Genomic DNA, 12624 nt, shown 5'->3' on the forward strand with positions numbered 1-12624 from the left:
CTGAGATTTTTCTCAGGGTCTTGTTTATTTACTATATTAAAATAATTGTTCCATTTCTTTTACTTTTGTATACAAAAGTTCATTGACAGGGGTTGGAATACCATGTTCTTTAGATTTAGCTAAAATCGTCCCTGCAAACAGTTCTACTTCAGTCAGTCTTTTAGCTAACCCATCTTGTCTCATGGAGGGCATTCCTTCCGGATCTACTGTATCGATGATATCAAATGCACTTTGAATATGTTCTTCTTTCAATGGAATCCCTTCTGCTTGGGCTATCAATACAACTTCTGCCATAGCTGCCCAAGCTTGTTCATGATAGTCTCCTCCAGTTTGAATACCTTTATAAGTCGTTTCATTGACCATAACAACCTGGTTCACGCCTACATTCATGATAAATTTCTGCCAGATTTTCAATATTATATCTTCTTCTATAGTATAAGGAAACTGGGCTTCATCAAATAGTTCTTTTACCCTCATCAGTCGTTGCTCTTTTTCTGGTACATCGACTCCGATCTGCAGCCATCCCTTAACTTTAGATCGTACATTTTGTCCTTCTCTTGTCGCATCCATTCCGATTGCAACTGTAGGAATTACTTTTTCATGTCCGAATCTCTCTCCTAAAATTTGTTCGCTGGATATCCCATTGATTAATGAGAGTATAGTGGTATGTTCTCCAACCTGATTCTTCATCGATTCCATGCCACTATCTAGTGTTAGAGACTTAGTACAGACAATGACTAAATCTGCTGGATTCCCTTTTTCTGTTTCCAAAATATAATTGAAATCACAGTATTCTCCATTCAATGTGACTCCCTCTTTTTCATACCGTCTTTTTCTTTCTTCATTTACAATAATTCGTACACGTTCTTTTCCCAAAGCAGCTGATAAGTGCTGACCATATAATATACCTAAAGCACCTAATCCAACGATTGCGATTGTTTGTTTAGTCATCTCTACTTCACCATTCTTTCGATTATCATTTATGTATTTATCATAGAACCTATCTTACCATATTCATGAATCATGGGTATTATTTCATGTTTTAATTTGTAGCTCAAGATCGAAATGATTGATGAGTTAGATGTAATCGGATTTCTCTTCTTGCTCACTACCATTTGTTGCTCACGAGTTAGACATAATCGACTTTTTCTTCTTGCTCACTACCACTCGTTGCTCACAAGTTAGACATAATTGACTTTTTCTTCTTGCTCACAAACGATTTCTTTAATGAGATACCTGTAAATCACTTTATCTTATTTTTGATACAATTTATTATTTTAAACCGCATATAAAATCAAAATATAATCCAAAAAAGCCACATCAAATTCGACGTGGCTTCCTTTATCTAATATTTTTTACATCATTCCGCCCATTGCGCTTGGATCCATTCCAGCTCCTGGAGCTTCTGGTTCAGGAATATTGGCAACTGCCGCTTCAGTTGTAAGGAGTAATGCAGAAACAGATGCAGCGTTTTGTAATGCAGAACGCGTTACTTTAGTAGGATCAATGATACCTGCTTCTACCATGTTGACCATTTCACCTGTAGCTGCGTTAAATCCAATACCTGGTTCCACATGTTTCAAGCGTTCAACAATTACACTTCCATCAAGTCCAGCATTGAATGCAATTTGACGAACAGGTTCTTCTAACGCACGAACTACGATTTTAACACCAGTTGCTTCATCGCCGGTAGCTTCAATTTCTTCCAGCTTGTTCAAAATGTTAATATAAGCTGTTCCACCACCAGCAATCACACCTTCTTCAACTGCTGCACGAGCTGCGTTCAAAGCATCTTCAATACGTAATTTACGTTCTTTGATTTCTGTTTCAGTTGCTGCTCCAACTTTAATGACAGCAACCCCACCAGCAAGTTTAGCAATACGTTCTTGTAACTTCTCGCGGTCGAATTCAGAATTTGTTTCTTCTGACTGAGCACGTAACATAGAGACTCGTTGTTCGATTTTATCCTTGTCCCCAGCTCCTTCTACAAGTGTAGTGTCATCTTTAGTAATAACTGCTTTGCCGGCAACACCAAGTTGATCAATGGTCATATCTTTCAAGTCTAGACCTAGATCATCAGTAATCACAGTACCATTTGTCAAAATTGCGATATCTTCAAGCATTCCTTTACGACGGTCACCAAAACCAGGTGCTTTAACCGCGACAACGTTTAATGTTCCTCTTATTTTATTCAGTACTAATGTTGGTAGTGCTTCACCTTCAATATCATCCGCAATAATTAATAATGGACGATTTTGTTGCATGATGTTTTCTAGAACAGGAAGAATGTCTTGTACAGAAGAAATTTTCTTGTCTGTGATCAAAACATAAGGATTATCTAGATCTGCTTCCATTTTTTCATTATCCGTCACCATGTATTGAGACAGATATCCACGATCAAATTGCATACCTTCTACAACATCTAATTCGGTTTCAATTCCTTGGGATTCTTCAATCGTAATGACACCGTCACTACCAACTTTTTCCATAGCGTCTGCTAATAGTTGACCGATCTCTTCATCTCCAGATGAGATTGCTGCAATTTGAGCGATTGATTCTTTTCCTTCTACTTTAGTAGAAACTTCATGTAAAGCTTCTACTGCACGTTTAGTGGCTTTTTCAATTCCACGGCGGATACCAACTGGATTGGCACCAGCTGTAACGTTTTTCATTCCTTCATTAACGATTGCTTGTGCTAGCACCGTTGCAGTGGTTGTTCCATCTCCAGCGATATCATTTGTTTTGCTTGCAACTTCAGCAACTAACTGAGCACCCATATTTTCAAACTGATCTTCCAGTTCGATCTCTTTTGCAATCGTCACACCATCGTTAGTAATTTGAGGAGCACCAAAAGATTTATCTAAAATAACGTTTCTTCCTTTGGGACCTAATGTTACTTTTACTGTGTTTGCCAATTTGTCTACTCCACGTAGCATTGCTGCACGTGCATCTTCAGAAAATTTAATATCTTTAGCCATTATTTCCACCTCTTAATTAAATTTTTCAAACTTTCAATTTTATGATTTGACACGAATAAAATACAACTTCATAAAAATTATTCTACAACAGCAATGATATCTGAATCTTTAAGAACTAAATATTCATTGCCTTCATATTTAACTTCTGATCCAGCATATTTCTCGAAAATCACTTTATCTCCAACTGCAACGTCCATATCGGCACGTTTCCCGTCATCTAAAATTTTCCCACTACCCACAGCGACTACTTTAGCTGTTTGCGGCTTTTCTTTTGCTGACTCCGGTAAAACAAGTCCACTGACAGTTTTTTCTTCTTCTTTGATTACTTCCAGAAGAACACGATTTCCTAAAGGTTTTAACATGGTGTTATCCCTCCATATAATTTTATAGTTGAGTTTGTATTCGTGTTAGCACTCGATGTGTCCGAGTGCTAACTCCAATACTTAGTATATTCAAAACTGAGTTTTCTTGCAACCCTTTTGAAGTTAAAAAATTGATTAAAATCATATCTGGAATACTGACAAAATTTATGTTAAGTTACTAGTAATGTCAAAAACGACTTTATTATCTTTAGAAAATGAGGATGAATCTATTGGAACAATCACATAAAAAAACAGCTCTCCAAATCATACTGCTGTATATATTCGTTCAGTTGGCAACCGTACTAACCGCTCAATTTCTACCTGAAAGTATTCGTACAGATGGGGTAATCTGGTCTAACCTGATTTTCTTTACTCTTGGTGCAGTCGGAATGATTTATCTCAACCAGAAAAAAGATTTTACATTTTCTTTTGAAAAACCCTTTAGATCAAATATTCCTGAAATTATCTTATGGGGATTTCTCGGATTAATTATTGCGCTCTTTGCGCAATTTATTGCTACAATGATTGAAATCAATTTCCTTGGTGCATCTCAAGACTCACAAAACACTCAAAATATTATTGCAATCATCAAGCAGTATCCTTACTTTCTTCTACTCTCTTCTATAGCCGGACCTATTATGGAAGAATTTGTCTTCCGTAAAGCAATATTTGGTATGGGTTTAGAGAAAATCGGCGGAATAGGTGCAGCTGTTGTCAGCTCGCTCATGTTTGCAGTCATTCACTTTGATGGAAGAATTTTAGTTTATTCTACTATGGGACTTGTTTTTTCTTGGTTGTATTTCAAGACAAAAAATATTTGGACACCCATTATCGCCCATTGTCTTATGAATACAGTTGCCGTAGTCGGAAATCTGATTATAAATAACTAAAGAACTCATTGTATGAAAGGATTTTTAAATGACCGAAAAACAAATTCTAAGCTATATATTTTTTAAGTACGTAATGTGCTTTATATTACTTTACTTCGTCATTGATATTGTCGGATTGGAAGGATGGGGTATATTCCCGTTGTTGTTTGCCTTTCTGGCTACCAAAGACTTTGTTCAGGGAACTCGTCTAGCAGATTCATATTTTAAAATCAGGAAAAACCGAAATAAATAATCAAAAAAGCAGCTACCCGTTGATTAATTCAATCAAACAAGGTAACTGCTTTTATTTTCCTGTATTACTTAATCTTCTACAAATATCTCTCCAGTTTCTTCATCAATGATTACTTCTTCCTCATCATCTAATTCTTGATAATAATTGATGAAATAAATCAACGTTTGTAATTCATTAGTCAAGTCAACATTGTGTACACGCACACTGTCAGGAACATTCACTCGAATAGGTGTAAAGTTCATAATTCCTTTAACGCCACCTTCGACAAGTTTGTTCGCCATTTCCTGCGCAATTTCCGAAGGAACAGTCAAAATCGCAACATCAATTTGCTGCAGATCCAACTGTTCTACCATTTCATCTATATGATAAATGGGAACACCTTGGTGAATGGTTCCAATCAATTTCTCATTGATATCAAATCCTGCACTGATACGGGTATTATTGTTTCTTCTGAAATTATAATTCAAGAGAGCTTGTCCTAGATTTCCTACACCGATCAAGGCAACATTCGTCAATCGATCCTGGTTCAATGTTTTACTGAAAAAGTTCATCAATGCTTCAACATCATATCCATATCCACGTTTTCCTAATGCACCAAAGTACGAAAAATCTCGTCTAATTGTTGCACTGTCAACTTTTACTGCTTCACTAAGCTTTGCAGAAGAAACACGATTTTTTCCTGCTTCATGGAGAAAGCGTAAATAACGATAATAAAGGGGTAATCTCCTTGCAGTAGCTTTTGGAATTTTCTTTTCTACCATACTTTTTCTCCTTCAAATTATAATTCAATATAAAACTTCCCATTAAACTAAAAGTAATATACCTCATCTAATATTTTTAACTTTCATTTCACAAATTCCTATAGTATTTCACTAACTATTATAGCACGGAATTTATAAATTGGAAGTTAATATGACTATAAAATAAGGGATTCTATATTACCTATGAGAATATTATCATATATGATCATATCAGCTTGTGAAAAAATCGATAGAATTCATCTTATAAAAAGCAATTACATCTATCGAAATTTCATCATTTTTTTAAGCAGTTATTATGATCCATCATCGACTGTTCTGTTTATCAGTCATGGAATATGCTAAACTTATAAGACAAGATATTTGAGGAAATTTAACTGTTTAACGTACAAATTTTAAAAATGAGGAATATAAAATGATACTTTTGCAAACTCAAAAAATAGCTCGTCATTTCGGTGCTGAGGCACTATTTGATGATGTCACATTGGAAATCAAAGATAATGCTAGAGTTGGCTTAGTGGGACGAAATGGTGCTGGAAAATCTACCTTACTGCACATTATTTCCGGACAGGAAGAACCAGATGCTGGAAGAGTCAATAAAAAGAAAGATATAACCTTAGGGTTTTTAGATCAACATACTGGTTTAGAATCCAATAAAACGATATGGGAAGAAATGCTAGCCATATTTGAACCTGTTATCCAGATAGAAAAAGAAATGAGAGAAATTGAGTATCAAATGAGCTCTCCTGATTTATTATCAGATAAAGAATACTATCAGGAATTGCTAAAAAAATATGACTCGCTTCAAGAGTCATTTAAACAATTGAATGGATATGGCTACGAAAGTGAGATACGCTCTGTTCTTCATGGCTTTCGCTTTTACGAATCCGACTTTTCAACTCCCGTTTCCCAGTTATCTGGAGGACAAAAAACGAGATTAGCTTTAGCGAGACTACTGCTAGAAAAGAAGGATCTGCTTATTTTAGATGAACCCACCAACCATTTGGATATCGAAACCTTATCCTGGTTAGAAAAATACTTGCAGAATTATACGGGAGCTTTGCTGATTGTTTCCCATGACCGTTATTTTTTAGATAAAGTTATCAACGAAGTTTATGAAGTAAGTAATAAGAAAGTCCAGCATTTTACTGGAAATTATTCTAACTATCTCAAACTTAAAGCTGAACTGATCCAGAAAATGTGGAAAGAATATGAAAAACAACAAAAAGAAATAGAGAAAACAGAAGATTTCATCAATCGGAACTTAGTTCGTGCCTCAACAACTAAAAGAGCTCAGTCACGTAGAAAAATGTTGGATAAGATGGATAAAATAGACAAACCTCAAGGTGATGAAAAGTCTGCCCATTTCAGTTTTCATACTGAGCGAGAATCTGGTGGAGTTGTCTTACAAACAGAAGATCTGGCAATTGGTTATAGCCATCCTTTAGCCAGCCACATTGATATGGACATCCGTAAAACAGATGCCATTGCACTGGTTGGACCGAACGGAGTAGGAAAAACAACTTTGCTTAAAACCATAGTAGGACAGTTGCCCAAACTGTCTGGAACAATTCAGCTAGGTACAAAAGTGGATCTTGGTTATTATGATCAAGAACAAAGCTTACTTCATTCCAATAAAACCGTGTTAAATGAGCTATGGGACGAACATCCTTCCATACCAGAACAATCTATTCGCACTTTACTTGGCAGTTTTTTGTTTTCTGGTGATGATGTCGAAAAATCAATTACTGCTTTAAGCGGCGGTGAAAAAGCTCGAGTTGCACTGGCAAAATTAGCTATGGAAAAAAACAACTTCTTGATCCTAGATGAGCCCACTAACCATTTGGACATTGATTCAAAAGAAGTGCTTGAAAATGCTCTGATCGATTTCGAAGGAACACTTTTATTCGTCTCACATGACCGCTATTTTATTAATCGAATGGCAACAAAAGTAATCGAAATCTCTACTGATGGTTTATCTTTATATCTAGGAGATTACGACTACTATCTTCAAAAGAAAGAAGAACTTGAGGAATTAGCTCGACTAAAAACTGAAGAAGAAACTCAAGATAATACCACTACTGAGGAAATTAGTCTTCCGCAGGATCAAGGAATGAATCGTGCACAGCAAAAGATTCGTCAACGCGAAATTCGCCGTTTGAATAGATCTATAGCAGATCTTGAAGAGCGTATGCAAAAAAGTGAAGCTGAATTAGATTCTATCCAGATAAAACTTAGTGATCCGTCTGTCTACGATCAACCTGTAGAAGCGGTAGCGCTAAGTGAAAAACATGACAACTTACAGGCAGAACAGGATTTACTCCTCGAAGAATGGGAAAATCTAAACTTAGAACTTGAAACATATGAAAAAGACTAATTATTCCTCTCAAAATTGGAGTAATGTTTAATATACTATTGATTTTGATATTTAATTTCTTTATAGGTATAGTTAGAATAATCTATAATTTTACGGTTTAAGGCTTTAATTTAAGTGTTCTAATTTATTTTCAAAACATTGGTATACTTATTTTATTCTGTTGCATTTTAGGCTATGTAAGGTATAATTGAATCACATTGTTGCTAAGATTCTTATTCAACAGAAAGCAAACTTAATTAGTAAAACTGTAGTATTACCCGCAATTATTCTTTTATTGTTAAAAAGGAGTTCGTTTTTAGATGGATCAAATGGATAAAAAAATCGTTGAAATTTTACAGAAAAACAGTCGGGCATCTCTAAAAGAAATCGCTGGTGAAACTTATCTTTCTTCTCCAGCCGTCTCTGCTCGTATTCATCGTTTAGAAAATGAAGGAATTTTAGGACGTTATATTGCTGCGCCAGATCTAAAGAAGATGGGCTATCATATTCAAGCCTTTATTCATTTAGATTTAAGTCCTAATCAAAAAGAAGATTTTTATCCTTACATTGAAAATTGTACCAATGTACTAGAGTGTAATTGTGTTACAGGAGAGTTTTCAATGTTGATCAAGGCAGCTTATCCTACTACAACAGAGCTGGATGATTTTATTAATAATTTACAGCAGTTCGGAAAAACATCTACTCAAATCGTTTTTTCTACACCGGTACCTGCTAGAGGTGTTCAGCTTATTGCATCTGAAGACGCAGAAAATTCAAAGTAAAGTAAAAAGCAACGTTATTTCTATCCTCTTACCAGAGAATATAGAAATAGCGTTGCTTTTTATAATGATAGTCCGGGCTTCGCATTTAAAGTCAAATCTAACTGGTCCGGTTCAATAGACTCTGTAAAAGCAGCAGCACCTATCATTGCTGCATTATCCCCACATAAAGATAATGGTGGGATAATCAACTCTACTTCAGTTAATTCTTCTGAAGTGGCTGCAGTGAGTGCTTCTCGCAGCCCCTTGTTCGCTGCTACTCCCCCTGCTAAAACGATTTGTTTTACTTTTCTTTCTTTTGCACATCGAATCGTTTTGTTAACCAGCACTTCAACAACCGCAGCCTGAAAACTTGCAGCTAAATCATTTTTATCAAGCACTTCTCCTTTTTGTTGTGCATTATGCACTGTATTGATAAATGAACTCTTCAGACCACTGAAACTAAAATCATTTGTATCATCCTGCATCATCGCTCTAGGAAAATGAAAGGTATCGTTGCCATGATGAGCCATTTCATCAATATGTTTTCCACCTGGATAAGGAACACCCAATACTCTTCCAACTTTATCATAAGCTTCTCCGGCTGCATCATCTCTAGTTTCGCCGATCACTTCATACTGTCCAGCTTGTTTCATATAGACTAATTCAGTATGGCCACCACTTACGACAAGAGATAAAAGCGGAAAACGAAGTGGTTGAACCAGTTGGTTAGCGTAGATATGTCCGATAATGTGATTAACTGGAATCAATGGGAGATTGTGGGCGTATGCTACAGCTTTAGCTGCATTCACCCCTATTAAAAGGGCTCCCACTAGACCAGGACCTTCCGTTACAGCTATTGCATCCAATTCATCATAAGAAGTCCCTGCTTCTAAAAGAGCTGCTTCCATTACTAATGTCATTTGTTCTACGTGATGTCTACTGGCAACTTCAGGTACGACACCTCCAAATCGCTGATGACTTTTTATTTGAGAAGCAACTACATTAGATAGCTGTTCTGTTCCGTTTTCTATAACAGCTGCACTAGTTTCGTCACAACTTGTTTCAATTGCTAATACTCTTTTTAACTTCATTTTATTCACTCCTTCATAATACACATTTCAATACAATTGCATCTTCTCTAGGATTAGAATAATAGTTTGAACGAACACCAACCGGTTGGAAACCTGATTTTTTATAAAGTAAAATAGCTGGTTTATTAGATACGCGAACCTCTAAAAACAGCTCCGTGACTTTTCGCATCCTCATTACTCTTTTTGCTTCTTCAATCATTTTCATTGCAATGCCCCTGCGCTTATAATCATTTCCTACCACAAGATTATAAACTTCTGCTTCCGATTCAATTAAATCTCCAGCAGGAAAAGTTATCATAGACCCTCCAAGAAAACCAACCACTTTTCCATTATCTTCAGCGATCAGATAAAACAGATTAGGTAAATCGATTGTTTCTTGAAATTGTTTTACTGTCCACGGTGATCCATGTTCAAAGCTTTCGTTTGATAAATCATATAGTCGTTGTGAAACTTCTTCCTGAGTTTCTAATAAACGATACGTTATGTCTACAGGATTATAATTTTTCATAACGTCACTCCTTATTTTCTAAAATACTACTTTCCTAACATCATAGCCATCTCTAGAGCATCTTCGTGATCATTAATATAATATCCTTTTTTGATTCTACCATTTTCAAACTCCATTTTCCTGTAGAGGCTTTGGGCTCGCTGATTTGAAACACGAACTTCTAGACTTATTATCTTTATTTCTTCTGCTAACGCAATTCTTTTAAGTTCATTAATCAAAAAAGTAGCAATCCCTTTGCTTTCATATGCTGGTACGGTGGCAATATTTGTAATGTGTGCTTCCTCTGAAACAAACCATGTTCCTAAAAATGCTACTGGTGTCTGATCATCTGTTACTACGATATAAAAAGCATTTTTATTATATCGAATCTCATGTAGAAGCGCTGACCGATTCCACGGTGTCTGACCACTATAACAAAGTTTTTCAATAGATATAATGGCTTCAATATCGTCTTCCGTAGCAATTTGAACATTAAAAAAATCCTGATCATTCAGTGCAAAAAAATTGTGTTTCAATTCTACACGGTCTGCTATAGGCAATGGAAAAGTATGTGTATGTTTCGGTAGTTTATCAGCTAACCATTGTTTAATATTTTTCAACTAAGCTACCTCCTAGATCATCAGGATTTGCCTCTTTCCAGTTTTCTTCTGCTTCTGTTAATTTTGCGTATTCTGGAACAAAAGTATGGATATCAATTGTTTCTGCTTGCGCTCCTAACATTGCAAGCACACTAGCTCTTGGTAATTGCTGATAGCTTGGTAATAAAATCAGATTTTCTTTTAGACAATGTTTAAAAAGGGGCAAATGTTTCTCCAGATCAGTCCCAATCATTTGAACTGTTTTATGTTTAGATGCTAGTTCTTTAGCCCACTCTTCTGCAGAGATATGTTTATCCCTTTCAAGTTCAATCAGTTCTTCATTTTGATAAGTATAAAGACCAGTATAAACATTACCTCTTCTTGCGTCCATAATTGGAACAATTAATGAGCCTTTAAGCTGTTGAGCATTACCAGCCATAACCTTCAAACTTGAAATTCCTACTAATTCTATTCCTTTTGTCCATGCAAGGGTTTTAGCTACTGTTACTGCGATTCTAACACCAGTATACGACCCTGGACCTTTTGCTACAGCTATCCTGTCAATATCATCTATTGTTAAATTAGCGTCTTTTATGACATATTCAATTGTCGGCATCAATTGAATACTGTGATTTCGTTTTACGTTAGTTGTTTTTTCTGCCAAAATCTGTTTATTTTCAATGACTGCTACACTCATTGACTGATTTGATGTATCCATTGCTAAAATACGCATGTCAGGTCTCCTTGCTACATTACTTTTCTTTCTTATAGTTTAGCATATTTACGCCTCCCTAGGAACTGATCAGCAACCATCAATGAGCATATTCTTTGCAATTTATTAAGCACCAGCCTAAACTTTGCATATAGTCTAAAGTTTTGTAAGCCATTGCGTTCACTATTTCAAAATCTGAAAGGAGAAATTAAAATGACAGACAAAAATGATAGCATGAAAAACAAATTAAACGGTATGAAAGATAAAGCAGTCGGTGAAGCTAAAGACCAGTATGGGAAAATCGCTGACGATAAAAGCAAACAAGTCGAAGGAAAAACCCAAAAGGTTAAAGGGAAAGCTGAAGAAAGTTACGGGAAAGCTACCGAAGACAAAGATGAGCACCGTTAAGATTCATAAATATGACCATTAACAATACTGTCCACCTTTTCAGGGATTTCCTGTTAAAAGGTGGACAGTATTGTTAAAAAATTACGTTTAAAAATTTTACTCGGAGGAAACTCATGGACAAACTTTTAATTACCGGTGCTACAGGCACGATTGGAACTAATCTAGTAAAACATTTACAATCAGATTACGAACTTGTTCTTGCAGATATTGATTTTTCAGACTTTCCTGAAGAATTAAAAGAAGGTTCTACAATTATAGAAAAGGATCTTTCCAAGTTAGAAGAATGGGAAAATGTCCTCAAGGATGTGGATTATGTAATCCAATTAGCCGGCAACCCAGATGCAGGTGCTGAATTTTATGAAGGATTACTAGATTTAAATTATAAATTACCACAGAACCTCTATATGGAAGCAGATAAATCAGATAGCGTTAAACGGATTATCTTTGCCAGCTCTATTCATGCTAGTGATGCTTATCCAGATAATGTCCAAGTCAAAACATTGGAGCCAGCGCGACCAGATGATCTATATGGTGTTTCCAAGGTCTTTTTAGAAGGATTGGCTAGTTACTATGCTTATAAAAAAGGAATTGAATCTATTGGAATTCGTATCGGGGATTATAAATCACCTGGAGAGGGTGTTGATCCCGAAGCTGATTTTTATTCACGTGGTAAATTTTTCTCTTACAGAGATATGAACCATTTAATCGACTGTTGCTTAAAAGCGGAACTGGAAGAACCTTACTTGTTGGTAAATGGTATTTCAAACAACTCGTTTCCAAGACTGGATATCGATCAAGCTCGCATAAAATTAGGCTACCAGCCGCAGGATAATGCTTTTGATGAATAATATCAGAAAAGAGGCTGGGACAAAAGTCTCTGAAAGTCTTTAAATATAGAGAACCCCTGAGAAAATTGTAGAATACAATTCTCTCAGGGGTTCTACTTACTGAATGATTCTATTTTTTCTTTCTTTTATTATATTTTCGTAG

Annotated in this window: 14 protein-coding genes; 6 read left to right on the plus strand and 8 right to left on the minus strand. The window is 35.7% G+C overall.

What is annotated here, in order from left to right:
- Positions 1 to 36 precede the first annotated feature (36 nt).
- From BM212_RS03060 to groES, 3 genes are all read right to left on the minus strand, one after another.
- Complete coding sequence (locus BM212_RS03060) at positions 37 to 951, minus strand: ketopantoate reductase family protein (protein WP_072694089.1); 915 nt, start codon at positions 949 to 951, stop codon at positions 37 to 39.
- 404 nt (positions 952 to 1355) lie between these two features.
- Entirely contained in the window at positions 1356 to 2978 is a 1623-nt protein-coding gene (gene groL, locus BM212_RS03065) for a chaperonin GroEL (protein ID WP_091896213.1), read from the minus strand.
- Positions 2979 to 3055: 77 nt separating this feature from the next.
- The gene (groES, locus tag BM212_RS03070; RefSeq protein ID WP_091896215.1) at positions 3056 to 3340 is read right to left on the minus strand and encodes a co-chaperone GroES; all 285 of its coding nucleotides are present in this window, start codon (positions 3338 to 3340) and stop codon (positions 3056 to 3058) included.
- A 230-nt stretch (positions 3341 to 3570) separates the two neighbouring features.
- Here groES and BM212_RS03075 point away from each other — a divergent pair, with 230 nt between their 5' ends.
- A complete protein-coding gene (locus tag BM212_RS03075; RefSeq protein ID WP_177206288.1) occupies positions 3571 to 4230 on the plus strand; it encodes a CPBP family intramembrane glutamic endopeptidase in 660 nt (219 codons plus the stop codon).
- 73 nt (positions 4231 to 4303) lie between these two features.
- Positions 4304 to 4462, plus strand: a complete 159-nt coding sequence (locus tag BM212_RS12985; protein ID WP_425434166.1) for a DUF4305 domain-containing protein — start codon at positions 4304 to 4306, stop codon at positions 4460 to 4462.
- A gap of 68 nt (positions 4463 to 4530) precedes the next feature.
- Here BM212_RS12985 and BM212_RS03085 read toward each other — a convergent pair whose 3' ends face one another.
- Positions 4531 to 5223, minus strand: coding sequence for a redox-sensing transcriptional repressor Rex (locus BM212_RS03085; RefSeq protein WP_072694082.1), 693 nt, complete (start codon positions 5221 to 5223; stop codon positions 4531 to 4533).
- 412 nt (positions 5224 to 5635) lie between these two features.
- Between BM212_RS03085 and BM212_RS03090 the strand changes: the two genes are divergently transcribed.
- Positions 5636 to 7597 (plus strand): ABC-F family ATP-binding cassette domain-containing protein, encoded by a 1962-nt coding sequence (locus tag BM212_RS03090; RefSeq protein WP_091896219.1) that lies wholly within the window; start codon positions 5636 to 5638, stop codon positions 7595 to 7597.
- A gap of 299 nt (positions 7598 to 7896) precedes the next feature.
- Complete coding sequence (locus tag BM212_RS03095; RefSeq protein ID WP_072694079.1) at positions 7897 to 8358, plus strand: Lrp/AsnC family transcriptional regulator; 462 nt, start codon at positions 7897 to 7899, stop codon at positions 8356 to 8358.
- Between the two features lie 59 nt (positions 8359 to 8417).
- On the opposite strand, the gene tsaD is transcribed toward BM212_RS03095, so the two are convergent.
- Genes tsaD through tsaB form a run of 4 tightly spaced genes read right to left on the minus strand, consistent with a single transcriptional unit; the run spans position 8418 to position 11247 of the window.
- Positions 8418 to 9428: a tRNA (adenosine(37)-N6)-threonylcarbamoyltransferase complex transferase subunit TsaD gene (gene tsaD, locus BM212_RS03100; RefSeq protein ID WP_091896220.1), complete on the minus strand. Its 1011-nt coding sequence runs from the start codon at positions 9426 to 9428 to the stop codon at positions 8418 to 8420.
- 13 nt (positions 9429 to 9441) lie between these two features.
- A complete protein-coding gene (rimI, locus tag BM212_RS03105) occupies positions 9442 to 9936 on the minus strand; it encodes a ribosomal protein S18-alanine N-acetyltransferase (protein WP_091896223.1) in 495 nt (164 codons plus the stop codon).
- A gap of 26 nt (positions 9937 to 9962) precedes the next feature.
- Complete coding sequence (gene rimI / locus BM212_RS03110) at positions 9963 to 10535, minus strand: ribosomal protein S18-alanine N-acetyltransferase (RefSeq protein WP_091896226.1); 573 nt, start codon at positions 10533 to 10535, stop codon at positions 9963 to 9965.
- Complete coding sequence (tsaB, locus tag BM212_RS03115; RefSeq protein WP_091896229.1) at positions 10522 to 11247, minus strand: tRNA (adenosine(37)-N6)-threonylcarbamoyltransferase complex dimerization subunit type 1 TsaB; 726 nt, start codon at positions 11245 to 11247, stop codon at positions 10522 to 10524. The genes rimI (BM212_RS03110) and tsaB overlap by 14 nt, the downstream gene beginning before the upstream one ends.
- Positions 11248 to 11439: 192 nt before the next feature.
- Between tsaB and BM212_RS03120 the strand changes: the two genes are divergently transcribed.
- Positions 11440 to 11634, plus strand: a complete 195-nt coding sequence (locus BM212_RS03120) for a CsbD family protein (RefSeq protein WP_072694072.1) — start codon at positions 11440 to 11442, stop codon at positions 11632 to 11634.
- A gap of 113 nt (positions 11635 to 11747) precedes the next feature.
- Entirely contained in the window at positions 11748 to 12482 is a 735-nt protein-coding gene (locus BM212_RS03125) for an NAD-dependent epimerase/dehydratase family protein (protein ID WP_091896232.1), read from the plus strand.
- Positions 12483 to 12624 lie beyond the last annotated feature (142 nt).

Source organism: Marinilactibacillus piezotolerans (assembly GCF_900114235.1).
Taxonomy (GTDB): domain Bacteria; phylum Bacillota; class Bacilli; order Lactobacillales; family Carnobacteriaceae_A; genus Marinilactibacillus; species Marinilactibacillus piezotolerans.